Here is a 25,924-nt window from a genome sequence, read left to right on the forward strand (position 1 = left end):
TCCTTACTCCTGAGCCTTCTTGAAGTCGAGGATGTCCTTGGGCGTGACCATGTCGCCGACCTTGTTGCCCCAGGCGTTGCGCTCGTAAGTGATGATGGCGGCCAGATCGACCTCCGACAGTTGCTTGCCGAAGGCGGCCATGGAGGTGCCCGGCTTGCCGTTGACCACTATGTCGATATGGCCTGCGGCCGGCCCGGTGGCGATGGCCGAGCCCTTGAGCGCTGGGAACATCGGCGGCAGGCCCTCGCCACCGGCCTGGTGGCAGGCGGCGCAGGCGGTGCCGTAGGCCTTCTCGCCGCGCGCCATCAGCTCGTCCAGGGTCCATTCCTTGCTGGTCAGCTCGCGTTCGGCGGCAGCCGCCGCCTTGCGCTCGGCCAGCCAGGCGGCGAAGTCCTCCTTGGACTTGGCCTCGACCACCACCGGCATGAAGCCGTGATCCTTGCCGCACAGCTCGGTGCACTGGCCGCGGTAGATGCCGGGCTCGTCGATGCGCGTCCAGGATTCGTTGATGAAGCCGGGGATGGCGTCCTTCTTCACCGCCAGCGCCGGCACCCACCAGGAGTGGATGACGTCGGCGGCGGTGATCAGGAAGCGCACCTTGGTGCCCACCGGCACCACCAGCGGCTCGTCCACCTCCAGCAGGTAGTGCTCGCCCTTGGCCGCGCGGTTGTCGATCTGCGCCTTGGGCGTGGCCAGGTTGCTGAAGAACTCGACGTCCTGGCCCAAATACTTGTAGTGCCACTTCCACTGGTAGCCGGTGACCTGGATATCCAGTTCCGACTCGGAGGTGTCGTAGATCTCGATCAGGGTCTTGGTCGCCGGAATCGCCATCAGCACCAGGATCGCCAGCGGCACCACGGTCCAGAGGATCTCGACCGTGGTGCTTTCGTGGAAGTGCGCGGGCTCCTGGCCGGTGGCGCGGCGGTGGACGATCATCGACCAGAACATGGCGCCGAACACCACCACGCCGATCACGACGCAGATCCAGAAGATGGTCATGTGCAGGTCGAAGACCGAGCGGCTGACCTCGGTGACACCGGGCGCCATGTTGACCGCCCACTCGGCGTGCGCCGAGCCCAATGCCAGCCACAGCAGGAGGCCCATCCAGACTCGTGGATGTCGCATCATTGCGGGTTCCCCTTATGATTCTTGTTATCCCGCCGGCGGAGCCTGCGGCCAAGAACCTGCTTACGACCTGCTGCGCGTCGGCCCTACTGCGTTAAAAACAGGCTCGGAGTGCTCATTTACACCAGTAAACTCCGCTTCCTCGCCTGTTTTTGCCTTGTAGTGCTCTAGCTCGCGAGATCGTAAACACGTTCTGAAGGGATCGACTGCCGTACGGGGCGACCATGCCGGCGCTCACTGCCCGCGCTGGTGCCCCTGACTGCTGGCGACTGCTGTCGAAACCTCTCCGTGCCTAAGCCCGTCCGGTTCCATCAGGTACTGCCTTTCGAACTCGAGTATAGACGGCGACTTTCAGCTCGCAACGTCACCGCGAAAATGGCCGAAGCCACGCAAGCCTTGTCCTAAACGCCCCGGCCGGAGCGGGCTGGGGAAATATCGGCGAGCCCCCATATAGCGCGCTCGCATAAGTATTAAAAAATTATGACAATCGCGTCTTAGCCAGCCACACGCGCCGGCTAAGGTTCACGTCCATGTCCTCAAATCGTAGGAGCAGTCATGAACACCGCCGCCATCCGCCAACTGATCGACCGGGCCCGCCAGCACGAGGCCGGCACCCAGGCCCTCGCGCAGTTCCTGCAGACCCAGCTGGAGCGCCTGCACCCGGCCATCCGCCTGCCCGCCGAGAACGCCGGCGCCACCCTGAATGCCTTTGTCGTCGCCTATATCGAGCAGGTGCCGGACGTGCTCGACGCCGCCGCCACGGTGGCCAGCGAAGCCGGTATCGAGCGCGTGATCCAGCCGGTGCTGCAGGTGGCCGAGCAGTTCTTCCTGCAGCCGCCGGCGCTGATGGCCGGGCACAACGGCCTCGAAGGCCTGCTCGACGAGGCCTACCTGGCCCACCGCCTGGTCGAGGAGGTCAACGACCGCTACATCGGCCACCTCGGCCAGCCGCTGATCCCGCTGGACACCACCCGCGCCAACCTGATCGCCCATCAGTTGATCGGCGAGCCCTTCGCCAACCAGCTGGACGAGGCGGTGCACCACGCCCTGGCCGGCCTGCTCGACGACGCGAGCTTCGCCCAGCCCTCGGTGCAGGCCTACCGCGAGCGCCTCGCCGCACCGGGTACGGTCGCCGCCTGGCAACGCTGGCCCTGCCTGTCGCAGCGACTGGGCGTCGAGTTGCGGCTGCCGCAGGAGCGCTGAGCGCCTGTGATTCCCGGCCGCCGGCGGGCGTCTAGCTGCGGTACGCCGGGCCTCGCCCGGCCCTGCCGCGAGCCCGAGCATGCAAGCGCTGTTGAACGAGATACTCGATGAAGTCCGCCCGCTGATCGGCCAGGGCAAAGTGGCCGACTACATTCCCGCCCTGGCCGGGGTGCCGGCCAACCAGCTGGGCATTGCCGTGTACGGCAACGACGGTCAGCTGCACGTGGCCGGCGAGGCGCGCACGCCGTTCTCGATCCAGAGCATCTCCAAGGTGTTCAGTCTGGTGCAGGCCATCGGCCACAGCGGCGAGGCCATCTGGCAGCGCCTCGGCCACGAACCGTCCGGGCAGCCGTTCAACTCGCTGGTGCAGCTCGAGTTCGAGCGCGGCAAGCCGCGCAACCCCTTTATCAACGCCGGCGCGCTGGTGATCTGCGACATCAACCAGTCGCGCTTCGCCGCGCCGGCACTGTCGATGCGCGACTTCGTCCGGCGCCTGTCGGGCAACCCCGAGGTGATGGTGGACAACCAGGTCGCCGAGTCGGAATACCAGCACCGCGCGCGCAACGCCGCGGCGGCCTACCTGATGCAGTCGTTCGGCAATTTCCACAACGAGGTGGAGGCGGTGCTGCGCAGCTATTTCAGCTGCTGCGCGCTGCGCATGAGCTGCGTCGACCTGGCCCGCGCCTTCGGCTTCCTGGCCAACCAGGGCTTCTGCCGGCACAGCGGCGAGCAGGTGCTGTCGCCGCGGCAGAGCAAGCAGATCAACGCCATCATGGCCACCAGCGGGCTGTACGACGAGGCCGGCAACTTCGCCTACCGGATCGGCCTGCCGGGCAAGAGCGGGGTCGGCGGCGGCATAGTCGCGGTGGTGCCGGGGCGTTTCAGCGTCTGCGTGTGGTCGCCGGAACTCAACGCCGCCGGCAACTCGCTGGCCGGGATGAAAGCCCTGGAGCTGCTCAGCCAGCGCATCGGCTGGTCGGTGTTCTAAGCCTTACTGCACCAAGGCGCCCTGGTGCGCGCGGCGCACCCTGCGGCCGCGCGTCGCCACGGCGCGCTACAGCAGCTTGCGGTACTGGACGAAACCGGAGCGCTCGCCGATGCGTTCGTAGAGCAGCATGGCCTGGCTGTTGCTCTCGTGGGTCAGCCAGTGCACCCGCGAGCAGCCGGCTTCGCGCGCCTGCTGGTAGACGTGCTGGATCAGCTGGCGGCCGATGCCGCCGCTGCGCTGGCCCTTGGCGACGAACAGGTCCTGCAGGTAGCAGTAGTCACCGACCGTCCAGGTCGAGCGGTGGATCACCCAGTGCACCAGGCCGACCGCCTCATCGCCCTGCCAGGCCAGCGCCGCGCCCATCGGCTCGGCCGGATCGAGAAAGCGCTGCCAGGTCACGGCGCTGGTCTCGGCGGCGATCTCGGTCATGTAGAAACGCTGGTAGCCCTGCCACAGCGGCAGCCAGGCGGCGTGGTCGGCGGCGCTGACGGGACGGATCTCGAGGCTCATGGCTTCCCTCCTGGTTGGCGTGAGGCGTCAGTCGCTCATCTCACCACAGAGATCGCGCGCCAGCCAGTGCTCCACCTCGGCCGGCGCCAGCCCGGCACCGAGCAGGGCGAACAGCTTGCCCAGCGCCGCCTCGCGGGTCATGCCGCCGCAGGACACCAGACCGGCCTCGGCCAGGCGGCTGCCGGCGGCGTACACGCCGAACTCGACATGCCCCTGCGGGCACTGGCTGATCGCCGCCAGCACCACGCCGCGGGCGTGCGCCTCGTCCAGGACCGCCAGCAGCTCGGCGTCGCCGGCCGGGCCGGTGCCGCTGCCGTAGCATTCCAGCAGCAGCCCCTGCACGCCGCTGCCCAGCAGGGCGCGCAGATGGGCGGCCTGCAGCGCCGGGTGCAGGGGCAGCACGGCCAGATTGGTCGCCCGCCGCGGCTGGCGATAGTCGATGCGCGCGTCGATGGCGGCGCGCTCGGCCTGGCGCCGACGCGGCAGCACCTGGAAGGCGTCGAAGGCGTCGCTGCGCAGCTTGGAGCAGCGCGCGCCGTGCAGCAGCTGGCCGTTGAAGTACAGGTGCACGCCCGGCGCCACACCGCGCCGCAACGCGCGCATGGCACCGAACAGGTTGGGCCAGGCGTCGCCACCGGCCACGCCGGCCGGCTGCATGGCGCCGGTCAGCAGCACCGGCACGCCCAGGCCGAGCAGCAAGAAGCTCAGCGCCGCGGCGCTGTAGGCCAGGGTGTCGGTGCCGTGCAGCACCAGCACGGCATCATGGCCGTCGACCTCGACGGCGGCGACTATGGCGTCGCGCAGGGCCAGCCAGTGGCCCGGGTTCATGTTGGCGCTGTCGATCAGCGGCAGCAGCTCGCGAAACTGCCACTGCGGCAGCTCGCCCTGCGCCTCCTCGGCCTGCTGCGCACGCATCCGCGCCTCGAAGCCGGAGGCCGGCGCCAGGCCCGCTTCGCTCATCTGCATGCCAATGGTGCCGCCGGTGTACAGCACCAGCAGTTTCTCAGGGGTCGCCATGGACTCTCCTCGCAAATCATGGGCAAAAGAAAGGGGGCCTTGGCCCCCTCCTTCCTTGCTTGGGTCAACTCAACGCTGGTGCACCCGGTCGCCGATCTCGGCCGGGTCCGCGGCGACGGCGGGCTTGGCCGCCTGGCCGGTCCACACCGCCGGGTCGAGGTCCAGGTCGGCGAACTGCTTGGCGTCGAATACCGGCGACTCTACACCAGCCTTGATCTGGCTGTCGTAGTCGCGCATCAGGCGCAGGCCGACCTTGAACAGCAGCGCCAGGGCCACCAGGTTGCAGATGGCCAGCAGGCCCATGGTGACGTCGGCGAAGGCGAACACGGTGCCCAGGTCCTGCACCGAACCCCACAGCACCAGGCACACCACCAGCACGCGGTAGACGATGACCGGCATGCGCTTCTGGCTGAAGAAGCCGAGGGCGTTCTCGCCGAGGTAGTAGTTGTAGATCAGGGTGGTGAAGACGAACAGCAGCAGCGCCAGGCTGACGAACACCCGGCCCCACTCGCCGACCACGGCCGCCAGGGCAGTCTGGGTCAGGACCACGCCGGCCATTTCGCCGCCCGGCTGATAGACGCCGGAGAGCAGGATGATCAGCGCGGTGCTGGTGCACACCAGCAGGGTGTCGATGAACACGCTGAGCGACTGCACGATGCCCTGCGCGGCCGGATGCTTGACCTCGGCCACCGCGGCCACGTTCGGCGCGCTGCCGAGGCCCGCCTCGTTGGAGAACAGGCCGCGCTTGACGCCCATCATGATCGCCGCGCCGATGCCGCCGGCGAAGGCCGGCTCCAGGCCGAAGGCGCTCTTGACGATCAGGGCGAATACCGCCGGCACCTCGGGCAGGTTCAGGCCGATCACCACCAGCGCCATGCCGATGTAGGAGAAGGCCATCACCGGCACCAGCACGTCGGCCATGCTGGCGATGCGCTTGATGCCGCCGAAGATGATCAGGCCGATCACCGCGGTCAGGATCAGGCCGCTGACGATGGTGGGCAGGCCGAAGGTGTCGTGCAGCGAGCTGGCCACGGTGAAGGACTGCACGGCGTTGAAGCCGAAGCCGAAGGTCACCAGCAGCAGGATCGACACCACGATGCCCAGCCAGCGCTGGCCGAGGCCGTGCTGGATGTAGAAGGCCGGGCCGCCGCGGTAGCTGCCGTCGGCTTCACGGCGCTTGTACAGCTGCGCCAGGGAGCACTCGAAGTAGCTGGTGGCCATGCCGACCAGGGCCACGACCCACATCCAGAAGATCGCGCCGGGGCCGCCGAGCATGATCGCCACCGACACGCCGGCGATATTGCCGGCGCCGACGCGGCCGGCCACCGAGAGCATCAGTGCCTGGAACGAGCTGAGCTGGCCGGGCTGACGCTGGAAGGCCTCGGCGAAGATGCGGAACATGCTGCTGAAGTAGCGGAACTGGACGAAACGCGAGGCGACGGTGAAGTACAGGCCGAGACCGATCAGCATCACGATCAGCAGCTTGCTCCAGATAAGGTCGTTGAGAAGATCGAGCATGGGAGGCTTTCTCTCTTGTTGTTCTGAATGGGAATGCAGCCCCGCCGGGCGGCTGGCGAATGGTTGGCGATAGGGGCCTTGCCAGACAATTTCGCGGGTCGCGGCAACCTGACGCGAGTTGATGCTAGAATCGCGTCACTTGCATCAGCCGGTACGCCCCCATGTCCGATGCCCTCGGCGCCAACCTGAAACTGCTGTGCAGCCACTACCGCTCGATCGCCGAGGTGTGCCGCAAACTGTCGCTCAACCGCGCCCAGTTCAACCGCTACCTGGCCGGGCAGAGCCGGCCGACCGCGCACAACCTCAAGCGCATCTGCGACTTCTTCGGCGTCGAACCCTTCGAGCTGGCCATGCCGAGCGAGCAGTTCGCCCGCCTGGTCGGTGCACGCAGCCCCGACGCTCAGGCGCAGGCCGGCAGCGACCCGCTGCTGGAACTGTTCGAGCCGCTGCGCCAGCAGGCCAGCCCGATGGGCCGCTACTGCGGCTACTACTTCGAGTACTCCAACTGCATGTCGGTGCCGGGCCAGGTGCTGCTGTCGCTGGTGCACCTGCGCGAGGAGCGCGGCAACTACCTGTTCGAGCGCCAGGAACGCCAGGAGCGTCAGGAACGCACCCGCGGCGGCGCCGAGGACTGGGTGCGCTGCCGCTACCTGGGCGCGGCCTTCTACCTGCAGGACCGGCTGTTCCTCATCGACTACGAGTCGCTGACCGGCAACGAGATCAGCCAGACCATCCTCATCCCCAGCTTCAAGAGCCGCATCACCCGCCTCAACGGCATCAAGACCGGGGTGTCCAGCGGCGACCGGCGCACCCCAGCCTGCACCCGCGTGGTCTGGCAATACCTGGGCAACGAGATCAACCGGGTCAACGCCTACCGCCAGCTGATGCTCTACGCCCCGGACGACGCGCGGATCGACGATGACATCCGCCAGCGCCTGTCCGGCACCCAGCTGCACGACGGCCTGTTCGTGCTGGAATAGCGCGGCGCCATGCGGTGATGGCCAGGATCGGCCAGAGCAGTGCTCGGCTGGCGTGGATAAGGGGTGCGCACGCCGCACCCGGCAATGCGCCGGCAAAAAAAGGGATGGCCGAGGCCATCCCTGAGGAGCGAGGCTGGTGAGGCCTCCTATGAAAATCGTCGTTCAGGCCGCGTTGTCGCTGTTGTAGACGTCGCGATCCAGCTCCTGCTCGCTACTACCCACCAGGGTGGTGGTCATCAGGTCGCCGGCGACGTTGACCGTGGTGCGCGCCATGTCGAGGATGCGGTCGATACCGGCGATCAGCGCCACGCCTTCCAGCGGCAGGCCGACCGAGGTCAGCACCAGGCCGAGCATGATCAGGCCGGCGCCGGGCACGCCGGCGGTGCCGATCGAGGCCAGGGTAGCGGTGAGGATGATCATCAGGTACTGACCGGCATTCAGGTCGACGCCGAAGGCCTGGGCGATGAACAGCGCCAGCACGCCCTGGTAGATGGCGGTGCCGTCCATGTTGATGGTGGCGCCCACCGGCAGCACGAAGCCGGCAACGCCCTGCGACACACCGAGGTTCTTGCGCGCGCATTCGATGGACACCGGCAGGGTGCCGGCGCTGCTCGAGGTGCTGAAGGCCACCGCCAGCGCCGGGGCGATGCCCTGGAAGAAGCGCAGCGGGCTGAGGCGCGCCAGGCCGCCGATTAGGCCGCCGTAGACCAGCAGCATATGGGCGATGCTGGCCAGGTAGATCACCCCGATCACGCTCGCCAGCGGCAGCAGCACCTCGATGCCGTGGGCGGCGACCACGCCGGCGATCAGCGCGAACACGCCGATCGGCGCCAGGCGCATCACCAAGTCGGTGAGTTTGTAGAACACCTCGGCCAGGCTGTCGAACAGCTTGACCGCCGGCGCGGCCTTGTCGCCGATCAGGTTCATGCTCACGCCCAGGGCGATGGCGAACACGATGATCTGCAGGATGTTGCCCTCGGCGAAGGCGGTGACCGGGTTGGTCGGCACCAGGCCCACCAGGATCTGCACCAGCGAGGGCGCCTGCTTGGCCTCCTCGCTGCCGCTGGCGACCATGTGCATGCCCTCGCCGGGGCTGAACAGGGCGCCGAACGCCAGGCCGATGCTCACCGCGAAGGCGGTGGTGATCAGGTAGATGGCGATGGTCTTGACGCTGATGCGGCCGAGCTTGGCGCTGTCACTCATGGCGGTGATGCCCGCCACCAGGGAGACGAATACCAGCGGCACGATCAGCATCTTGATCGCGTTGAGAAACAGCGCGCCGATTGGCGCCAGCGCCTGGGCGCCGCTCTTGGACAGCATGCCGACAGCGACGCCGAGGGCCAGACCGACGAGGATCTGCTGCCACAGCGGCACGCGCGCAAGGAGGGAGAGGGAAGCGGTATTGCTCTGACTCATGGTTATCACCCGGATTGTCGTTGTTGTGGGGCCGTCTGCGCGGCCTTGAGCGGTGCCGCCCGGCAGGCTAGGGCGGAAAGCAACGCGCCGCACTCGAACGAGGGCGGCGCGGGTGTTGCCAGGAAGATCAGCCCTGCAGCGGAACCAGGCGCGGGGCGATCATGTTCTCGGGGCGCAGGATGTCGGCCAGGGTGGCCTCGTCCAGCAGCTGCTCCTCGCGCACCAGTTCCAGTACGCCACGCCCGCTGTCCAGGGCGACCTTGGCGATGCGGGTGGCGTTCTCGTAGCCGATGTAGGGGTTGAGCGCGGTGATCAGGCCGATGGAGTTCTCCATCAGCGCACGGCAATGCGCCTCGTTGGCGGTGATGCCGTCGATGCACAGCTCGCGCAGCATGTCCATGGCGCGGGTCAGCAGGCGGATCGAGTCGAAGATCTTGTAGGCGATCAGCGGCTCCATCACGTTGAGCTGCAGCTGGCCGCCCTCGGCCGCCATGGTCAGCGCCAGGTCGTTGCCGATCACCTCGAAGGCCACCTGGTTGACCGCCTCGGGGATCACCGGGTTGACCTTGCCCGGCATGATCGAGCTGCCCGGCTGACGCGGCGGCAGGTTGATCTCGTTGATCCCGGTGCGCGGGCCGCTGGACAGCAGGCGCAGGTCGTTGCAGATCTTCGACAGCTTGACCGCGGTGCGCTTGAGCATGCCGGAGAACAACACGAAGGCGCCCATGTCGCTGGTGGCCTCGATCAGGTCGGCCGCCGGCACCACCGGGTGGCCGCTGATGATGGCCAGGCGCTTGACCGCCAGGGCCTGGTATTTCGGGTCGGCGTTGATGCCGGTGCCGATGGCGGTGCCGCCCAGGTTGACCTCGGTGAGCAGGGTCGGCGCCAGCAGCTTGAGGTGCTGCAGGTCTTCGCCGAGGGTGGTGGCGAAGGCGCGGAATTCCTGGCCGAGGGTCATGGGTACGGCGTCCTGCAGCTGGGTGCGGCCCATCTTCAGCACGTGGCCGAACTCCAGGCCCTTGGCGGCGAAGGACTGGATCAGCTTGTCCAGCGCGCTGAGCAGGCTGTCGTGGCCGAGCAGCAGGCCGAGACGGATGGCGGTCGGGTAGGCGTCGTTGGTCGACTGCGCCATGTTCACGTCGTTGTTCGGGTGCAGGTGCTGGTACTGGCCCTTCTCAAAGCCCATGGCCTCCAGCGCGATGTTCGCGATGACTTCGTTCGCGTTCATATTGGTCGAGGTGCCGGCGCCGCCCTGGATCATGTCGACCACGAACTGCTCGTGGAACTCGCCCTGGATGATGCGTGCGCAGGCGGTGCTGATCGCCGTGTGCTTGGCGGCGGACAGGTGGCCCAGCTCGCGGTTGGCGTCGGCCGAGGCCTGCTTGACCATGGCCAGGCCGATCACCAGTTTCGGGTAGTGCGACAGCGGCACGCCGGACAGGCGGAAGTTCTGCACGGCGCGCAGGGTCTGGATGCCGTAATAGGCATCGGCGGGGACTTCGAGGGTGCCGAGCAGGTCTTTTTCGACGCGAACAGATGCAGCAGAGGACATGATGGGGATGGCTCTTGGGAAATGCGGCGAGTGCCGCGATGCCCATAGAATATGGGCTCAGCCACTAGCTCGGCCAATGCCGTTGCTTGCTGCCCTATGCACAATCGGCATAATGTCGGTGTGACTGCGGGATGGCGGCAAACGTAGGGTGGGTTAGCCGCATGCTGCCATTGGCGAACATCACCTCGTTCGAAACGCGGCGTAACCCAGCATCGGCGCAACGTGATCCATCGCCTGGTGGGTTACGCGACGCACCACGGCAGCTGCGTCTGCCGAACCGCGTTCAGCGTCGCTAACCCACCCTACGCCTCGTGCAAGCCTCGGAAGCCTACGATGAACCTGGAAACCAAATGGCTGGAGGACTTTATCGTCCTGGCCGCCACCCGCAGCTTCTCCCAGGCCGCGGAAAAGCGCTTCGTCACCCAGCCGGCCTTCAGCCGACGTATCCGCAGCCTGGAAGCGATGCTCGGCCTGACCCTGGTCGACCGCTCCTGCACGCCCGTCGAACTCACCGAAGCCGGCCGGCTGTTTCTGGTCACCGCGCGCAGCCTGGTCGAACAGCTCGGCGAAGTGGTGCGCCACCTGCACAACCTGGAAGGCCAGCAGGGCGAGATGCTGTCGATTGCCGCCGCCCACTCGCTGACCCTGGGCTTCTTCCCCGAATGGATCGCCCGCCTGCGCCGCGAAGGCCTGCCACTGACCACCCGACTGGTGGCGACCAACGTCGGTGAGGCGGTGCACTCGCTGCGTGAAGGCGCCTGCGACCTGATCCTCGCCTACTACGACCCGGACGCCGCGCTGCAGATGGATCCGCAGATCTTCCCCTCGCTGCACCTGGGCGCCACCTCGATGCTGCCGGTGTGCGCGGTGAACGAGGCCGGCGCGCCGCTGTTCGACCTCGACGGCGGGCAGAGCGTGCCGCTATTGGCCTACAGCGCCGGCGCCTTCCTCGGTCGTTCGGTCAACATGCTGCTGCGCCAGCGCGCGCTGCGCTCGACCACGGTGTACGAGACCGCCATGGCCGACAGCCTCAAGAGCATGGCCCTGCAGGGCATGGGCGTGGCCTGGGTGCCACGGCTGTCGGTCACCGCCGAACTGGCCCGTGGCGAACTGGCGATCTGCGGCGGCGAGCACTGGCAGATCCCGCTGGAAATCCGCCTGTATCGCTGCGCCCTGGTGCGCAAGGCCGCGGTGCGCCTGCTGTGGCGCAAACTGGAGACGACCGAGGCGGGCGGCTGAGCGCCACACCAGGCGACACACGTCGGACCAGCCGCGAGCGCAGAATTATCAGGCGAACCAGATCGCCGATAAATTGGCGATTTCAAAATTAGCGCGCTAAGTTAAGCGCCATTCGTCTGAATATTGACGAAACACATAACTAAGGGCGCCATCCGGGCACTGCTCGCGATTGCCTTACCCCTCTGATTCATAGGGCTTTTCCCTCGCAGGCGGCACCTTTGCCCGGCGTAGCGCGGCCAGCCGCTGGCGACGACTGACGGACGGCAGGGCTAGCAAAGCACCAAGCTGACCTAGACTCAGCATACTGGCTCGAGGGCTCCCAGCGCTTTGCTGAACTCATTGAAAATTATCCTTATTTTGCTTTTTCGATGGCTCTGCTCGGCTCGTGCACTCGTCCGTACCCCTGTCGCCTCAACGTTCCAATACAGGGGAAGCGAGGAAGGAAATGGCAAACGGTACAGAACCAATACGCGTGATGCTGACGGACTGCCGACCTCTCGTACTGATGGGGCTTCACGATGTGATCACGGCGCAAAGACCCCGGATGGACGTTTGCGGCCAGGCCACGACCTATGCCAGGGCGCTGGACCTTGCCGAGCAACTGGATCCTGACGTCATTTTTTTCAGCTTCTTCCCGGACGCCCTTGACCCGCTGCAGGTCATCGCTCAACTCGCCCACACCGGCGCTGCCGAGGTGCTGGTGCTCAAGGGGCTTTACGAGGCCATCCCAACCGCCCAGGCGATCAAGGCGGGCGCACGCGACATAGTGCTGGCCGATGATCCGCCGGAATCGATCATTCGCGCCATCACCCAGCTCCAGCATCGCGACAACCGGGCGCGCATCGACGGGCGTAACGGCCAAAGGGTACAGCTGCGCCTGCCGGCGAAATCCCCGCGCGAGCCGAGCAAACCGGTGCAGCTGACGCTGCGCGAGAGGGAGCTGATTCGCGCCATCGTCGACGAACCCTCGGCCAAGTACATCAGCATCGCCGGGCAACTGGGCATCAGCGAACACACCGTGCACAACCACCTGAGCAACATCTATCACAAGCTCAATCTGGTTAATCGCATCGACTTGCTGATGTACGCAATGAAACACGGCATCACCGGCAGCGAAGACCCGCACCAACCCAGCTGGGCGGAGTCCGACTGAACTTCACGTCAAAACCAGACGATCTGCCCCCCCGTTGCGGCGCCCAGGCCGTCACCCTGGCTGTCGCTGGCCGGCCGCAGGCTGCCGATCTGGTTGTTGCCTGCCGGGTGAACCTGCAGGCCAGCCGCCGCGCTCTTCAAGCCTGGTGCTATTCGCGCCTTCGGCGTGGATGCGCGTGCAGATTGCAGCTGGAGCGGCCAGCGGCAATGCGCGGGTGGCCTCCACCACCCGCACAGCCGTTTACCCGCGCGATCCCTCAGGCAATGACAATGTCGCTGGGCACAAGGTCGACGCCGACCCCGGCGACGCCGACCACGGTGATGATGGTTGTCTGTCCGCCCGTCTCGAGAACCGTGACGATGCTGTCATCGCCGGCGTTGTTGATGCTGATGTTGCCCGGTGGGACGCTCGGGTCGCCAATGAGCACCAGGGAGTCGCGCAGACCGGGGCTCGCATTCGCATCGAAGCCGGTGACCTGGTACAGGTTCTCCAGACCCGACAGATCGATGTTGAAGGCATCGCGCTCACCGTCCGTGCCCGCCAGCAAGAAGTTGAAGGCGGCGCTGGCCGGTTCGTTGGCGAACAGCTTGGCGTCGAAGCTGCTGGTTGCCGTGTCCCCATCGCCGTCCGTCAGCGTCGCGCTGAACGCCAGCTGGATATCGCTGGCCAGGTTCTCGCTCTCCTGGATGAACTCGATCACCGGGATCTTGATCACCCCCAGGCCCATCGTCAGCTGCACCGCGTCGATCAGCTTGCTGCCCTCCCGCTCGATGAGGAAGGATGTCTGGCCTCCGGCCTCTGCGGTCAGGTCGGCGGCTTCAACCTTGATCTGCGCCGAGCTCGATTCGTCGGCGTAGAAGATCCGGTAGTACAGCTCTTCCGTTGCCGGGTTGTAGCCCTGCACCGAGTTGTCGATGAACACCTTCAGGCCCGTCAACAAGGTCTCCGGGTTGATGACGAAGCTCTCGTCGCCGGCATTGATACCGGCCGTGCCGTTGCCGTCCAGGTTGTTGTTGCCGATGCCGATGCCGGAGGTGCTGACGTTCATGTTCGCAGTGCCGAGGAAGGCAAACCCGCCAGCTTCTACCTGCGCTTCGCTGAGGTCGGGCGCTCCCGGCCCGATGGCGGTCAATATGTCAGCGGCGGAGGTGGTGGCGTTGACACCAAAGAAGACAATCTCCTCGGATGGCGAAGGAATGGTCGGCGGATCCTGCTCCGGGATCAGCAAGGTGCGCACCGGGTCAGGCCCGCCCGCACCCAGCGCACCATCGGCACTGCTGCGGACGACGGTCGAACTGAAGCCTTGAACCAGATCCAGCGCGTAGGTGCCATCGGCAAAGGCAGTCAGCGTGTAATCGATGCTGGGATCATCCGCTACCCCGTTGTTGTTGAAATCACCGCTCAGGGTTCCGGCGAATTGGTAGGCGCCATCCGGTGAGGGCGACTGCTCGGTGAGCGTGCCGCTGCCGGTGGTGGTGGTGCCGTCGGGCCTGACCAGGGTGACACTCTCCAGCGTGATATCCAGCCCAGCGGCCCCCAGCCCGTCGGCTCCGGCAGCCATGCTCCAGAAGCCATATTGCGCAAGGGTGGTCCCGGTGCCGATCAGGTTGCCGAAGGCGAGCGATGGGCCGTCGTCCTTGAACTTGAAGGCATCGCCGATATCGCGCGTGGCCGTGGCGGTGTCGCCGTCGCCGTCGGTGGCGGTCGCCGTCAGGGTCACCAGGCTGGCGGCCAGGAGGCCGGCTGCCGAGGCGCCGGGCTCATCCGGATCGAGCGGATCGTCGTGCACGATCGAACGGCTCTGGGTCAGCGTCACCGCGCCCGTATTGGTCACCACCGAGATGGTGAAGGCCACGGCGCCGGCCGGGTTGGCCAGGTTGTCGGCAGTGCCGACCCGGCCGACCACCGCGCCGCCTTCCAGGAACAGGAAGATCTTGTCGCCGCTCAGGGTGTCGCGCAGACCGCTGTCCGCGCCGTTGTCCGCGCTTACGCCAAGGGCGTAGGTGATGGCATCGGCGTCCTCCACGTCATCGTCGTCGCTGTCCTTGAAGCCATCCTCGCCGAAGTCCGCCACGCCGAACAGGCCGGCGAAGCTCACCGGGCCGTCACTGTCCGGGATGTTGGTGTCGTCGGTGGTCAGGGTCGGCACCGCGACGAGATTGGTCGCGATCGACGGACCATCGTCCTTGAACTTGAAGGCATCGCCGATATCGCGCGTGGCCGTGGCGGTGTCGCCGTCGCCGTCGGTGGCGGTCGCCGTCAGGGTCACCAGGCTGGCGGCCATCAGGCCGGCCGCCGAGGTGCCGGGCTCATCCGGATCGAGCGGATCGTCGTGCACCACCGCGCGGCTCTGCGTCAGCGACACCTCACCCGTGTTGGCCAGCACCGAGATGCGCAAGGCTTCGGCCCCCGCCGCATCGGCGAGGCCGCCGGCGGTGCCCACCCGGCCGACCACCGCGCCGCCCTCCAGGAACAGGAAGATCTTGTCGCCGCTCAGGGTGTCGCGCAGACCGCTGTCCGCGCCGTTGTCCGCACTTACGCCAAGGGCGTAGGTGATGGCATCGGCGTCCTCCACGTCATCGTCGTCGCTGTCCTTGAAGCCGTCCTCGCCGAAGTCCGAGTTAAACAGGCCGGCGAAGCTCACCGGGCCGTCACTGTCCGGGATGTCGGTGTCGTCGGTGGTCAGGGTCGGCACAGCATCGAGATTGGTCGCGATCGACGGACCATCGTCCTTGAACTTGAAGGCATCGCCGATATCGCGCGTGGCCGTGGCGGTGTCGCCGTCGCCGTCGGTGGCGGTCGCCGTCAGGGTCACCAGGCTGGCGGCCAGGAGGCCGGCTGCCGAGGCGCCGGGCTCATCCGGATCGAGCGGATCGTCGTGCACGATCGAACGGCTCTGGGTCAGCGTCACCGCGCCCGTATTGGTCACCACCGAGATGGTGAAGGCCACGGCGCCGGCCGGGTTGGCCAGGTTGTCGGCAGTGCCGACCCGGCCGACCACCGCGCCGCCTTCCAGGAACAGGAAGATCTTGTCGCCGCTCAGGGTGTCGCGCAGACCGCTGTCCACGCCGTTGTCCGCGCTTACGCCAAGGGCGTAGGCGATGGCATCGGCGTCCTCCACGTCGTTGTTGTCGGCATCCTTGAAGCCGTCCTCGCCGAAGGCCGAGTTAAACAGGCCGGCGAAGCTGGTCGGGTCGGTGCTGTCCGGGATGTCTGTGTCGTCGGTGGTCAGGGTCGGCACCGCGAGGAGATTGGCCGCGATCGATGGGCCATCGTCCTCGAAGATCATCTTCGAGCCGATTTCCGCGGTCGCGGTGGTGACCTGCAGCAGCCTGAAGCCACCGATATCGAAGTCGGCGTGGTTGTTGCCCTTGGCGTCGACGGCCGCGCCGTTCTCGATCAGCACGCGGTTGTGATCGGAGCTTGTGGAGTATTCGATCTGGTAGCCGGCCTTGACCCCGGTGATGCTCGCCACCCCGCCAACAAGGCTGATGACAATGCCCGGATCGTTCACCGATCCGTCGGAGTTTTCGATCACCTGCCCGGTGCTGAGGTTGATAACGCGAACACTCTCGATCGTAACCGGCGTGTCGTTGCCATAGCCGTCGATAAAGTCGACCCCGGGCTCTGCCGCCGTGGTGAAGGCGCTGATCTTGACCTGTGCCGTCTTGCCGCTTTGCAGTTGGACCACGTCGAACTCGGCCGAACGCGCATTGAACATGGCGGTGAAGTCGATATTGGCTTCGAGATCGGCTTCATTCTGATCCAGGTTGGGAATGGTCACATCCTGCCGGGCGCCGGTGACGAAGGTAAAACGAATGCCTTCCTGCTCCACGATCATCTGGTTGTTAGTGCCGAAGGTGGTCGGGCCACCCGCCTGGCTGGTATTGATGGTGTCGCCGGTGTTGATGTTGACGCCGGTGGACTGATTGGCCGGGTTCTTGCCGGTGGCGATGATGGTGGGATCCGTGATCCGCAGGACACCAGCGACCTCGACCACCTCCGGGGTCGCCGTGGTGAACATCAGAAACAGGTTCTGCCCGGAGGGCGCGTTGGCCAGGCTGAACTGCAGGTCCTGGCTGGTGCCGATAAACACCTTGTTGAGCAGGTTGAGCGCGTCATCGTGATTGCTGGCATCCGCATGCTTGAGCGGTTGGTAGAGCACGGTCCAGATCTTGCCGCCGCTGACCGGCGTACCGGTTTCTTCGATATAGGCGGCGAACACTATGGCGCCGGACGGATCGGCCACGTCGTCGCCTGGCGCGTCGGTCGGCCCCTCGGCGCCCAGGCGGCCGAGCAGGATGTTGTTGTTCGCGCTATCGGTGTAGAGAAAGATTTTCCGGCCATCGAGGGTCAGCAGCCCGCTGTCAGTGTCTTCGAGCGGCGCACCATCGCCGTCGACGAAGCTGACATCGGTGATGCTGCCACCGGGAGCCGGGGTAATGGTGAACGCCTCGCTGCCGGTGTTGCCCGGCGCGCCGTTATAGCCGCTCAGCGCCGCCTCCATGGCAGGGCCGGCGCTCAGCGCGGTCAAGCGAGAGGTGAAATCCGCCGGCAGCGACGCCAGCAGGATGTCGTTGTCGTTGGCGTCCTCGGGCGCGCCCGGCGTAACGTTGGCATTCTGCAACCCGTCGCTTTCGTCCAGCGAAACCGTTACACCGGTCGCCACGACGCCCGCCTCGCTGTCGGTGAACGAGGCGGTCGCCAGCAGGTCGTCGGCGCTGCCGAACACACCATCGGCGCCGGCGGCAGTGGCGCTGAGCAGGAAGGTCGCGCCCAGCGAGTCGTCGGGGTTGACGTACCAGGAGGTGGTGACGCTGCCGTTGACCAGGCCGTCGAGATCGCCGGCGCCGCCATCGGTCACCAGCCAGGGCTCGTGCCCGGCGCCGCTGCCGCTGTCGAGCACGTCGTCGGGCGTGCCCCACAGGCCGTCCGCACCGGGGTCGATGGCGTGATCCACCTCGAACTGCAGCAGGCTGCCGACGGGGAAGCCGCTGGCGGTGAGAATCGCGGTGCTACCGGGCGCGTAATCGGCCAGGTCGCTGCCGACACTCGGCGCGTACAGGCTCGACTGGTCGCTCATGTACAGCGGAATCCTGCCCTCGCTGGCCATGACGCCCTGGGCGATGTGCAACAGCGCGGTATCGGGGCGGCCGTGCGCAGCGAGCAGCGCCGGCAGCTCGCTGACGAAAGCGGGAATCCTGCCAAGACTGGCGGCGATGCCCTGACTGATGGGCAGCTCGTCGTCATCGCTGTGATCGGCAGGCGTGCTCAGCGATGGGGGGGTCTTGCGAGTAGCCATGACGTTCTCCGAAACAGTGACGGTCATCGAGGCCTGACCGCTGGCCGGTATGCCATCACTATGCGGAGGCGCCGAGAGGCTGCCCATCGACCGATACTCCCAGCCGGACTAGGAGTTTCGGACTACGAGGATACGAAAACGGGACGTGCCGGCAACGCCGTGGCGCCGCAATCCCGTCGGCGAGGCAGACGCCATCGTTCGCCCGCTCGGTCAACCTGCTGCTGCGCCAGCGCGCTGCGCTCGACCACGGTGTACGAGACCGCCATGGCCGACAGCCTCAAGAGCATGGCCCTGCAGGGCATGGGCGTGGCCTGGGTGCCACGGCTGTCGGTCACCGCCGAACTGGCCCGTGGCGAACTGGCGATCTGCGGCGGCGAGCACTGGCAGATCCCGCTGGAAATCCGCCTGTACCGCTGCGCCCTGGTGCGCAAGGCCGCGGTGCGCCTGCTGTGGCGCAAGCTGGAGGGTGGTCTGGCCATGTAGGTGTTCGGGGAGAAGCGGATATTGGGTGCGCGCGGCGCACCCTACGCCGCCGTGCAGCTCGGGCTTGCCGCGGCGCCCAGTTGGCCATCCAGAAACTCCAGCACGCGCCGGGCATAGGCCTCCGGCTGGGCGACATAGGCCAGGGTATGGTCGGCGCCCGGCACCTGCCAGAACTCGCACTGGGTGGCGGCGGTCAGCGCCGCGTGCAGTTGCTGGCCGTCCGCGAGCGGGGTGTGGCGATCCTCCTCGCCGTAGATCAGCAGCAGCGGCGGGCGGCCGACCAGGCGCTGCGCGGCATACAGCGGGCGCAGGCGGCGTTCGCCGGCCGGATAGAGCAGGCGGCTGAGCTGGATGCCCAGGCGCGGCAGCGGGTAGGGCCGCCAGAAGTGCAGCAGGGTGGGGAAGGCCGACTCCAGCACCGCCGCCTTGAACGGATGCTGCGCCAGCGCCAGGGCGCACAGGCCCATGGCCGCGCCCATCGAGGCGCCGAGCAGCGCCACCGGCAGGTCCGGGTAGCGCGCCTGCAGCGCCTGGCCGGCGGCGAGCACATCGAGCGGGTAGTCCATGGTGGTGGAACTGCTCTCGCCGAAGCCGTTGAGGTCGAACAGCATCACGTGATAACCGGCCGCGCGCAGCAGCTCGGCATGCCCGTGCTTGAGCCAGAAGCCCTTGGCCGCGGTGCCCATCGGATGACACAGCAGCACCGCGCCGCGCACCTGCCCCGCGCGCGCCTCGCCCAGCAGCGCGGCCAGGTTGGCCCCCGATTCGCTGGCCAGCGACAGGCGCTGCCAACGTGCGGCATCGACCTGCTCGGGCCAGCGCCAGGGCTTCATGAAGCGCCCGAAAAAGGGTTTTTTGAAGAGCCGGTAGGCTGTATGTTTCATCGCCGCTGTTCTCCTGCCTGATGGGTCGCGGGCCGCCAGTGGCGCCCGGGTGAGGCCATGCTAGGAAGCGCAGCGGCGCCTCACCATGGGCAAAAACGACCAATAACAGGCGGATAATTCCGCCAGCGGGGCGGGAAGGATGAAGGTCACGGTGGTGATGGCCGAGCGCTGCTCGGCCACCAGCGTCTCGGCGGCGCTGGAGTTTCTCGAATGCGCCAACGTGCTGCAGCGCTTTCTCACCGGCGCCCCGGCGGCGACGCCGTTCGAGGTGCACAGCGCCTCCCTCGACGGCGCCCCGGTCGAGTGCACCGGTGGCCTGCGCCTGACCCCGCAGCGAGCGCTGAGCGAGGTGCCGCACAGCGATCTGGTGATAGTGCCCGGCTTCATGTTCAACATCCTCGCCGTGCTGCCGGCCCTGGAGCCGCTGAGCGCCTGGCTGCGCGAGCGTCATGCGCAGGGCAGCTACATCGCCAGCATGTGCACCGGCACCTTCGTCACCGCCCAGGCCGGCCTGCTCGACGGTCGCCGCGCCACCACCCACTGGATCTTCAGCGAGCAGTTCGCCCGGCGTTTTCCGCGGGTGCTGCTGCAGGCTGAACGCAGCGTCACCGACGACGGCCAGCTGCTGTGCTCGGCCGGCTCGACCACCGGCAGCGACCTGCTGCTGCACATCATCCGCCGCTTCGCCTCGCCGCAGCTGGCCATCGAGTGTTCGAAGAAGCTCCTGGTCGACAGCGCCGAGCGCCTGCAAACGCCTTACATGAGCGCCTCGTTCAACAAGGCGCACCAGGACGCCGAGGTGCTCAGGGTGCAGATCTGGCTGGAGAAGCACAGCGCCGAGCGCATCGTCCTCGACGAGGTCGCCGCGCGCTTCGCCCTGAGCCCGCGCAACCTGATCCGCCGCTTCAAGGACGCCACCGGGCAGACGCCGGTGCAGTACCTGCAGAGCCTGCGCCTGGAGCGGGCCAAGCACCTGCTGGAGGCCAGCCAGGAGCACTTCGAGCGCATCACCCAGCAGGTCGGCTACGAGGACGGCAGTTCCTTCCGCCGCCTGTTCAAGGAGCGCGTCGGCCTGTCGCCGGGCGCCTACCGGCGACGCTTCAACCGCCTGGCCTGAACGCCCCGCCAGCGGGGCGCCCGGTCGCCGCTCACTTGCCCGACTTGATCGAGGTCCAGGCCCGCGTACGCACCCGCTCGATCTTCTGCGGCAGCGGCTGCACCACGTACAGCGACTTCTGCAGCTCCGGCGTCGGCGTCAGGTCGGCGTCGGCGGCAATCGCCTTGCCCACCAGCTGCATGCCCGGCACGTTGGGGTTGGGGTAGCCGAGAAAATCGCTGATCGGCGCGATCACCTGGGGCTCGAGCAGGTGGTTGATAAAGGCATGGGCCTCGTCGACGTTCTGCGCGCTCTTGGGAATGGCCCAGGTGTCGAACCAGATCGGCGCGCCTTCTTTCGGCAGGCGCCAGTTGATCACCACGCCGTTGCCGGCTTCCTTGGCGCGGTTGGCGAACTGGTAGAAGCTGCCGGAGTAGCCGATGGCCACGCAGATGTCGCCGTTGGCGATGTCGGTCATGTACTTGGCGGAATGGAAGTAGGCCACGTAGGGGCGCACCTTGAGCAGCAGCTCGGTGACCTTGTCGTAGTCGGCCGGGTTGGCGCTGTTGGGGTCCAGGCCCAGGTAGTGCAGGGCGATGGGGATGATCTCGGTGGGCGAGTCGAGCATGGCCACGCCGCAGGATTTCAGCTTCTCCATGTACTCGGGCTTGAACACCAGGTCCCAGCTGTTGACCGGGGCGTCTTCGCCGAGCGCGGCCTTGACCTTGTCCGGGTTGTAGCCGAGCAGCACGGTGCCGTACATGTAGGGCACGCCGTACTGGTTGCCCGGGTCGTTCTTCTCCAGCAGGCCAAGCAGCACCGGGTCGAGGTTCTTCCAGTTGGGCAGCTTGGACTTGTCCAGCGGCATGAACACGCCGGCCCTGATCTGGGTTTCGAGGAACTGGTTGGACGGGATCACCAGGTCGTAGCCGGAGTTGCCGGTGAGCAGCTTGGCCTCCAGCGCCTCGTTGGTCTCGAAGGTGTCCCAGGTCAGCTGGATGCCGGACGCTTTCTGGAAGTCCTTGGGCACCGACGGCAGGATGTAGTCGGCCCAGTTGTACACGCGCAGCTCCTTGGCCTGCAGCGCGCCGCTGAGCAGGGTGGCGCCGCACAGGGCCGCGCCGAGCAGGTGTTTGATCGTTGTCATCGTATTCACCCTTGCAGACGTTATGAAATAGAGAGGGTGGACCTGGCGCCGCCTTGCCCACCCTTGGGCGGACAGGCCGCCCTAGGCGCCCTCGAAGCCTTCCAGCACGTTGACCGCGTTGACGCCGATGGCCTCCACCGCGTAGCCGCCCTCCATGACGAACAGTGTGGGCAGGCCGAGCGCGGCGATGCGCCGGCCCATGGCCAGGTAGTCCGGGCTGTCCAGCTTGAACTGCGAGATCGGGTCTTCCAGGTAGGTGTCGACGCCGAGCGACACCACCAGCACCTCGGCACCGTACTCGGCGATGCGCCGGCAAGCCTGCTCCAGCGCCTGGTTCCACACCTCCCAGGAACTGCCCATGGGCAGCGGGTAGTTGTGGTTGCAGCCCTCGCCGGCGCCCTCGCCGTGCTCGTCGGCGTAACCGAGGAAGAACGGGAATTCCTCGGCCGGGTCGCCGTGGATGGAGGCGAACAGCACGTCGCCGCGGCGGTAGAAGATGTCCTGGGTACCGTTGCCGTGGTGGTAGTCGACGTCGAGTATGGCCACCTTGCTGCGGCCCTGGTCGATAAAGGCCTGGGCGGCGATGGCGGCGTTGTTCAGGTAACAGTAGCCGCCCATCAGGTCGCCGGCGGCGTGGTGGCCCGGCGGCCGGCACAGGGCGAAGGCGCTGCGCGCGCCGTTGGCGATCTCGGCCTGGGCACTGAGCGCCACCTGCGCGGCGCTGTAGGCGGCCTGCCAGGTGCCGGCGGTGATCGGCGCGCCGCCGTCGAAGCTGTAGTAGCCGAGCTGGCCGTGCAGGTCGTTGGGGGTGATCCGGCGCAGGGTGCGCGCCGGCCAGGTGAAGGGCAGCAGGTCGCCCTGGCCGCCCTGTTCCTGCCAGCGCGCCCAGGCACCCTGGAAGAAGTCCAGGTAGGCCTTGCTGTGGATGCGCTCGATGGGCGCCAGGCCGAAGTCCTTGGGCGCGCGGACGTCGCCGAGCTGGCGTGCCTTGACCCGTTGCAGGATATGGTCGGCGCGCTGCGGCTTCTCGAAGCAGGGCATCAGTTGCCCGTCGATCAGCTCGCATTTGCCGTGGTGCAGGTGGTGGTCGTCGCTGTAGTAGGTGAGCATGCGAGGCGGCTCCGGGCTTGTTGTTGTGCCGCAATTGTTCGCCCGCCGCGCCCCGGCGGAAAACGCTGGCAACGGCCAAAAGGGGATCGAAATGGCCAAACTGCGCTGGCCCTGCCGTCGTAGCCCGGATGCAATCCGGGAATGCCTGACACCCTGTCCCGGATTGCGGCCAGGGTGCGCCATGCGCGCCGATTGGTTCCAGGTGGATGACGCTCTTCTCATCCACCTTCCTTCACATGGCCCTGGTGGATGGATAAAGCGCCATCCACCCTACGCGCGAAAGCGACTCGGCGGCACGCCGCTCCAGCGCTGGAAGGCATGACGAAAGCTGGCGGTCTCGCTGAAGCCGAGCGCCTCGGCGATGCGGTACACCGGCCAGTCCTGCTGGCCGAGCAGGGCCTTGGCGCGCTCGAAGCGCAGCTCGTCGAGCAGGCCCTGGTAGCTGGTGCCCAGCTCCTGCAGGTGGCGGCGCAGGGTGCGCGGCGAGCAGTGTAGCTGCTGCGCCAGCGCCTCCAGCCCCGGCGGCGCGGCCAGCTGCGCGGCGAGCGCCTGGCGCACCCGCTCCAGCCAGGCCTGACGGCTGGTGAATTCGGCGTTCTGCCGGCGGCAGCGCTCGACCACCTCGCAGTGGGTCACCGGGTCGGCCAGCGGCAGGCGCCGAGTCAGCAGTTCGGCGGGAAAGGCGAAGGCATTGCGCGCGGCGTCGAAGCCCAGCGGGCAGTCGAAGCTCAGCTCGTAGCGCGCCACATAGGCCGGCCTGGCATGGCGGAACTCGGCGCGGGCCAGCGGCAGCGGCCGGCCGAGCAGCTCGTCGCCGATCAGCTTGAGCGAGGCCAGGCACATCTCCACGTTGAACACCTCCAGTTCGGCGGCGTCGCGGTAGTCGCCGGCACTGACCCAGGCCAGGCCGTCCGCCACCTGCAGTTGCAGGTCGAAGTAGGTGCCGAGCAGCGCCGGGTACTGCAGCAGCAGGCGCCAGGCGTCACCAAAGGTGGCAGCCGAGAGCGCGGCGTAACCGAGCAGGCCGTAGGACGACACATGCAGGCTGCGCCCCAGCTCCAGGCCGAGGTCGGCGCGCAGGGCCAGGGCATTGGCGCACACCTGCAGCTCCTGCACCCGGGTGATGCGCGCCTCGCCATTGCCCGGCTCGTCCGCGGCGATGCCGCTGCCTGCGAGCAGCCGGGGGATCAGCTCGGGCTGCGCGGCGAAGCGTTGCAGGATCAGGGCGACCACGTGCAGGGTGGTCAGGTGGGCGTGCAGCATGGGGGTTTCCGTCTTCGCAGGTCAGCGAAAGAACGCAAGAAGCATGCCGCGGTACGGCGGGCCCTGCCCGCCAGTGGCGATCAGCGGTTGCGCAGAATCGCGTTGATGAAGTCGCCCTGGTTCGGCTCGTCCTTGCGCGTGGTGAACAGCAGCTGGCCGTTTTCCTCGCGCAGCTTCATCGCCTCGCCGAAGCGGCACTCGACGCCCTTGATACTGCGCGCCTCGGCCTTGTACGGCGCGGCGCGCTCGCACAGGTAGGCGATTTGCCTGACCACCTCGCCGCAGAAGTGCGGCACGCTCAGGCTCATCAGCCGCTCGTCGTCGATGGCGTTCCAGTCCACCCGGGTCGCCAGCGGCGTGTCGCAGGCCTGCGAGGCCTCGCGGTCCATCTGCTGCAGGCGCTGGCTGTAGTCCTGCAGGCGCTTCTTGCGGTCGAAGGCGGCGAAGCGCGCCTGCAGTCCGGCCCTTTCCTGGCGCTGGTAGAGCGCCAGCAGCTCGTCGAGGTTCAGCGCCTGGGTCTGCGCCTGGTCGTAGCCCAGCTCGAAACCCGGGGTGTCCGGCAGGTTGAGCTGGTAGCTCTCGCCGCCCCAAGCACGGCGGCGGTTGAGCAGGTTGTAGTCGCGGCCGTCGAGGCGGATGGCGTAGTCGCGCTGCTCGTGGCCCAGCTCGCGCACCTGGGTGAGGAACACCACCTCGTCGAGCGGATGATTGATGCCCCTGACCTGTACCAGGGCCTGCCGGCCGTCGGCGCTGGGGGCGAGGATCAGGCTGACGCCCTGGCCGGCGTCGAACGCCTGCGGGTGCTTGGCCAGCTCCAGGGCGGCGACCTGCAGCGAGCACAGAGCCAGGGCGACGAACGAAACAGGCTGCTTCATGGCGATACGTCCTTGTACGGGTGAAGAGTGCGCAGTATAGACCGCGGCGCCGCCGCGGTCGGCGCAGGCTAGAACTGCAGCACCACCCGCCCCTCGATCTGGCCGCCGCGCATGCGCGCGAAGATGGCGTTGATATCGTCCAGCCTGTCAGCCTGCACCGTGGCCTTGACCAGGCCCTCGCCGGCAAAGTCCAGCGCCTCCTGCAGATCGGCCCGGGTGCCGACGATGGAACCAGTGATGCTGATGGCCTTGAGCACCACGTCGAAGATCGGCGCGGGGAAGTCGCCCGGCGGGGCACGCCGGCATTGCTGCAGAGCAAGGTTCGGGTGGCTTTCCCCCGCTGCCACAGCTTGCATGACAAACGGTCATGGCCAGTGCCCGCCAGCCGCGGCTTTGCGTTATACTGCGCGGCCTTCGGCCGGCTGCACCCGGCCACCTGTCGCTCACAAGCCACGCCGGTTCTCCCGCGTGGCTTGTTGGTTTTTGACGCGCCCACCGGCGCCGATAGTTAACGCGCCGCAAGGCGCCGATATTTGCCGCGCCGCAAGGCGCCCGATAGAGAGGCACGACGATGAGCGCACTGGTTGGCGTGATCATGGGCTCCAAGTCCGATTGGTCCACCCTTAGCCACACCGCCGAGATGCTGGACAAGCTGGGCATCCCTTACGAGGTCAAGGTGGTCTCCGCCCACCGCACCCCGGACCTGCTGTTCCAGTACGCCGAACAGGCCGAGGAACGCGGCATCCAGGTGATCATCGCCGGCGCCGGCGGCGCCGCCCACCTGCCGGGCATGTGCGCGGCCAAGACCCACCTGCCGGTGCTCGGCGTGCCGGTGCAGTCGTCGATGCTCTCGGGCGTCGACTCGCTGCTGTCGATCGTGCAGATGCCGGCCGGCATCCCGGTCGCCACCCTGGCCATCGGCAAGGCCGGCGCGGTCAACGCCGCCCTGCTCGCCGCCAGCATCCTCGGCCACCAGCACCCGCAGTTCCACGCGGCGCTCAAGCAGTTCCGCGACGAGCAGACCGAGACCGTGCTGAGCAACCCGGACCCGCGCGAGGCCTGA

Annotated in this window: 19 protein-coding genes and 2 pseudogenes; 8 read left to right on the top strand and 13 right to left on the bottom strand. The window is 67.2% G+C overall.

Going from position 1 to position 25,924, the window contains the following annotated elements; all coding sequences use genetic code 11:
* Positions 1–3: 3 nt before the first annotated feature.
* On the bottom strand, positions 4–1,128 hold the full coding sequence (gene coxB, locus ACIGFL_RS18090; RefSeq protein ID WP_031302908.1) for a cytochrome c oxidase subunit II: 1,125 nt from the start codon (positions 1,126–1,128) through the stop codon (positions 4–6).
* A 552-nt stretch (positions 1,129–1,680) separates the two neighbouring features.
* On the opposite strand from coxB, the gene ACIGFL_RS18095 reads away from it, so the two are divergent.
* Positions 1,681–2,328, top strand: coding sequence for a hypothetical protein (locus ACIGFL_RS18095; protein WP_122109502.1), 648 nt, complete (start codon positions 1,681–1,683; stop codon positions 2,326–2,328).
* 79 nt (positions 2,329–2,407) lie between these two features.
* The gene (glsB, locus tag ACIGFL_RS18100) at positions 2,408–3,316 is read left to right on the top strand and encodes a glutaminase B (RefSeq protein WP_397498057.1); all 909 of its coding nucleotides are present in this window, start codon (positions 2,408–2,410) and stop codon (positions 3,314–3,316) included.
* Between the two features lie 66 nt (positions 3,317–3,382).
* Here the strand turns inward: glsB and ACIGFL_RS18105 are convergent, their stop codons facing one another.
* The 3 genes from ACIGFL_RS18105 to ACIGFL_RS18115 all read right to left on the bottom strand — a co-directional run bounded on the left by ACIGFL_RS18105 (position 3,383) and on the right by ACIGFL_RS18115 (position 6,361).
* Positions 3,383–3,826: a GNAT family N-acetyltransferase gene (locus ACIGFL_RS18105; RefSeq protein ID WP_021443188.1), complete on the bottom strand. Its 444-nt coding sequence runs from the start codon at positions 3,824–3,826 to the stop codon at positions 3,383–3,385.
* A gap of 27 nt (positions 3,827–3,853) precedes the next feature.
* Positions 3,854–4,843 carry an asparaginase gene (locus tag ACIGFL_RS18110; protein ID WP_397498058.1) on the bottom strand — a complete coding sequence of 330 codons (990 nt, stop codon included), beginning with the start codon at positions 4,841–4,843 and terminating at the stop codon, positions 3,854–3,856.
* Positions 4,844–4,912: 69 nt separating this feature from the next.
* A complete protein-coding gene (locus tag ACIGFL_RS18115) occupies positions 4,913–6,361 on the bottom strand; it encodes an alanine/glycine:cation symporter family protein (protein ID WP_397498059.1) in 1,449 nt (482 codons plus the stop codon).
* 161 nt (positions 6,362–6,522) lie between these two features.
* Here ACIGFL_RS18115 and ACIGFL_RS18120 point away from each other — a divergent pair, with 161 nt between their 5' ends.
* Positions 6,523–7,341 carry a helix-turn-helix transcriptional regulator gene (locus ACIGFL_RS18120; RefSeq protein ID WP_021442070.1) on the top strand — a complete coding sequence of 273 codons (819 nt, stop codon included), beginning with the start codon at positions 6,523–6,525 and terminating at the stop codon, positions 7,339–7,341.
* A 162-nt stretch (positions 7,342–7,503) separates the two neighbouring features.
* Here ACIGFL_RS18120 and ACIGFL_RS18125 read toward each other — a convergent pair whose 3' ends face one another.
* Together ACIGFL_RS18125 and ACIGFL_RS18130 are read right to left on the bottom strand one after the other, a co-directional pair.
* Complete coding sequence (locus tag ACIGFL_RS18125; RefSeq protein ID WP_031302621.1) at positions 7,504–8,757, bottom strand: dicarboxylate/amino acid:cation symporter; 1,254 nt, start codon at positions 8,755–8,757, stop codon at positions 7,504–7,506.
* A 127-nt stretch (positions 8,758–8,884) separates the two neighbouring features.
* On the bottom strand, positions 8,885–10,309 hold the full coding sequence (locus tag ACIGFL_RS18130) for an aspartate ammonia-lyase (RefSeq protein WP_021442072.1): 1,425 nt from the start codon (positions 10,307–10,309) through the stop codon (positions 8,885–8,887).
* A 333-nt stretch (positions 10,310–10,642) separates the two neighbouring features.
* Here ACIGFL_RS18130 and ACIGFL_RS18135 point away from each other — a divergent pair, with 333 nt between their 5' ends.
* Positions 10,643–11,548, top strand: coding sequence for a LysR substrate-binding domain-containing protein (locus ACIGFL_RS18135; protein WP_397498060.1), 906 nt, complete (start codon positions 10,643–10,645; stop codon positions 11,546–11,548).
* A gap of 475 nt (positions 11,549–12,023) precedes the next feature.
* Positions 12,024–12,701, top strand: a complete 678-nt coding sequence (locus ACIGFL_RS18140; RefSeq protein ID WP_397498192.1) for a LuxR C-terminal-related transcriptional regulator — start codon at positions 12,024–12,026, stop codon at positions 12,699–12,701.
* Between the two features lie 256 nt (positions 12,702–12,957).
* On the opposite strand, the gene ACIGFL_RS18145 is transcribed toward ACIGFL_RS18140, so the two are convergent.
* Positions 12,958–18,003 (bottom strand): DUF5801 repeats-in-toxin domain-containing protein, encoded by a 5,046-nt coding sequence (locus ACIGFL_RS18145; protein WP_397498061.1) that lies wholly within the window; start codon positions 18,001–18,003, stop codon positions 12,958–12,960.
* Between the two features lie 203 nt (positions 18,004–18,206).
* Between ACIGFL_RS18145 and ACIGFL_RS18150 the strand changes: the two are divergent.
* Positions 18,207–18,486, top strand: a pseudogene (locus ACIGFL_RS18150) (LysR substrate-binding domain-containing protein); the annotation flags it as partial.
* 41 nt (positions 18,487–18,527) lie between these two features.
* Here ACIGFL_RS18150 and ACIGFL_RS18155 read toward each other — a convergent pair.
* Positions 18,528–19,370, bottom strand: a complete 843-nt coding sequence (locus ACIGFL_RS18155) for an alpha/beta hydrolase family protein (RefSeq protein ID WP_397498062.1) — start codon at positions 19,368–19,370, stop codon at positions 18,528–18,530.
* Positions 19,371–19,509: 139 nt separating this feature from the next.
* On the opposite strand from ACIGFL_RS18155, the gene ACIGFL_RS18160 reads away from it, so the two are divergent.
* Positions 19,510–20,487 (top strand): GlxA family transcriptional regulator, encoded by a 978-nt coding sequence (locus ACIGFL_RS18160; RefSeq protein ID WP_397498063.1) that lies wholly within the window; start codon positions 19,510–19,512, stop codon positions 20,485–20,487.
* A 31-nt stretch (positions 20,488–20,518) separates the two neighbouring features.
* Here ACIGFL_RS18160 and ACIGFL_RS18165 read toward each other — a convergent pair whose 3' ends face one another.
* From ACIGFL_RS18165 to ACIGFL_RS18185, 5 genes and pseudogenes are all read right to left on the bottom strand, one after another.
* Positions 20,519–21,613 carry a polyamine ABC transporter substrate-binding protein gene (locus tag ACIGFL_RS18165; protein WP_397498064.1) on the bottom strand — a complete coding sequence of 365 codons (1,095 nt, stop codon included), beginning with the start codon at positions 21,611–21,613 and terminating at the stop codon, positions 20,519–20,521.
* An 81-nt stretch (positions 21,614–21,694) separates the two neighbouring features.
* The gene (locus ACIGFL_RS18170) at positions 21,695–22,723 is read right to left on the bottom strand and encodes a histone deacetylase family protein (protein WP_397498065.1); all 1,029 of its coding nucleotides are present in this window, start codon (positions 22,721–22,723) and stop codon (positions 21,695–21,697) included.
* A 270-nt stretch (positions 22,724–22,993) separates the two neighbouring features.
* The gene (locus ACIGFL_RS18175) at positions 22,994–23,986 is read right to left on the bottom strand and encodes an AraC family transcriptional regulator (RefSeq protein ID WP_397498066.1); all 993 of its coding nucleotides are present in this window, start codon (positions 23,984–23,986) and stop codon (positions 22,994–22,996) included.
* 80 nt (positions 23,987–24,066) lie between these two features.
* Complete coding sequence (locus ACIGFL_RS18180) at positions 24,067–24,861, bottom strand: hypothetical protein (RefSeq protein ID WP_397498067.1); 795 nt, start codon at positions 24,859–24,861, stop codon at positions 24,067–24,069.
* A 68-nt stretch (positions 24,862–24,929) separates the two neighbouring features.
* Positions 24,930–25,154, bottom strand: a pseudogene (locus ACIGFL_RS18185) (zinc-dependent alcohol dehydrogenase); the annotation flags it as partial.
* A 278-nt stretch (positions 25,155–25,432) separates the two neighbouring features.
* Between ACIGFL_RS18185 and purE the strand changes: the two are divergent.
* Positions 25,433–25,924 carry a 5-(carboxyamino)imidazole ribonucleotide mutase gene (gene purE, locus ACIGFL_RS18190; RefSeq protein WP_021444079.1) on the top strand — a complete coding sequence of 164 codons (492 nt, stop codon included), beginning with the start codon at positions 25,433–25,435 and terminating at the stop codon, positions 25,922–25,924.

Origin of the sequence: Pseudomonas sp. NPDC077649, from assembly GCF_044542855.1 — a bacterium.
In the GTDB taxonomy this organism is placed as follows: domain Bacteria; phylum Pseudomonadota; class Gammaproteobacteria; order Pseudomonadales; family Pseudomonadaceae; genus Aquipseudomonas.

What these genes read in the sequence shown, in the direction of transcription:
- coxB (WP_031302908.1), bottom strand. Translation starts at nt 1,128, where the DNA reads ATGATGCGACATCCACGAGTCTGGATGGGCCTCCTGCTGTGGCTGGCA.
- ACIGFL_RS18165 (WP_397498064.1), bottom strand. Translation starts at nt 21,613, where the DNA reads ATGACAACGATCAAACACCTGCTCGGCGCGGCCCTGTGCGGCGCCACC.
- ACIGFL_RS18130 (WP_021442072.1), bottom strand. Translation starts at nt 10,309, where the DNA reads ATGTCCTCTGCTGCATCTGTTCGCGTCGAAAAAGACCTGCTCGGCACC.
- ACIGFL_RS18125 (WP_031302621.1), bottom strand. Translation starts at nt 8,757, where the DNA reads ATGAGTCAGAGCAATACCGCTTCCCTCTCCCTCCTTGCGCGCGTGCCG.
- ACIGFL_RS18155 (WP_397498062.1), bottom strand. Translation starts at nt 19,370, where the DNA reads ATGAAACATACAGCCTACCGGCTCTTCAAAAAACCCTTTTTCGGGCGC.
- purE (WP_021444079.1), top strand. Translation starts at nt 25,433, where the DNA reads ATGAGCGCACTGGTTGGCGTGATCATGGGCTCCAAGTCCGATTGGTCC.
- ACIGFL_RS18110 (WP_397498058.1), bottom strand. Translation starts at nt 4,843, where the DNA reads ATGGCGACCCCTGAGAAACTGCTGGTGCTGTACACCGGCGGCACCATT.
- ACIGFL_RS18160 (WP_397498063.1), top strand. Translation starts at nt 19,510, where the DNA reads ATGAAGGTCACGGTGGTGATGGCCGAGCGCTGCTCGGCCACCAGCGTC.
- ACIGFL_RS18145 (WP_397498061.1), bottom strand. Translation starts at nt 18,003, where the DNA reads ATGGCTACTCGCAAGACCCCCCCATCGCTGAGCACGCCTGCCGATCAC.
- ACIGFL_RS18170 (WP_397498065.1), bottom strand. Translation starts at nt 22,723, where the DNA reads ATGCTCACCTACTACAGCGACGACCACCACCTGCACCACGGCAAATGC.
- ACIGFL_RS18175 (WP_397498066.1), bottom strand. Translation starts at nt 23,986, where the DNA reads ATGCTGCACGCCCACCTGACCACCCTGCACGTGGTCGCCCTGATCCTG.
- ACIGFL_RS18095 (WP_122109502.1), top strand. Translation starts at nt 1,681, where the DNA reads ATGAACACCGCCGCCATCCGCCAACTGATCGACCGGGCCCGCCAGCAC.
- ACIGFL_RS18120 (WP_021442070.1), top strand. Translation starts at nt 6,523, where the DNA reads ATGTCCGATGCCCTCGGCGCCAACCTGAAACTGCTGTGCAGCCACTAC.
- ACIGFL_RS18115 (WP_397498059.1), bottom strand. Translation starts at nt 6,361, where the DNA reads ATGCTCGATCTTCTCAACGACCTTATCTGGAGCAAGCTGCTGATCGTG.
- ACIGFL_RS18105 (WP_021443188.1), bottom strand. Translation starts at nt 3,826, where the DNA reads ATGAGCCTCGAGATCCGTCCCGTCAGCGCCGCCGACCACGCCGCCTGG.
- ACIGFL_RS18140 (WP_397498192.1), top strand. Translation starts at nt 12,024, where the DNA reads ATGCTGACGGACTGCCGACCTCTCGTACTGATGGGGCTTCACGATGTG.
- ACIGFL_RS18180 (WP_397498067.1), bottom strand. Translation starts at nt 24,861, where the DNA reads ATGAAGCAGCCTGTTTCGTTCGTCGCCCTGGCTCTGTGCTCGCTGCAG.
- glsB (WP_397498057.1), top strand. Translation starts at nt 2,408, where the DNA reads ATGCAAGCGCTGTTGAACGAGATACTCGATGAAGTCCGCCCGCTGATC.
- ACIGFL_RS18135 (WP_397498060.1), top strand. Translation starts at nt 10,643, where the DNA reads ATGAACCTGGAAACCAAATGGCTGGAGGACTTTATCGTCCTGGCCGCC.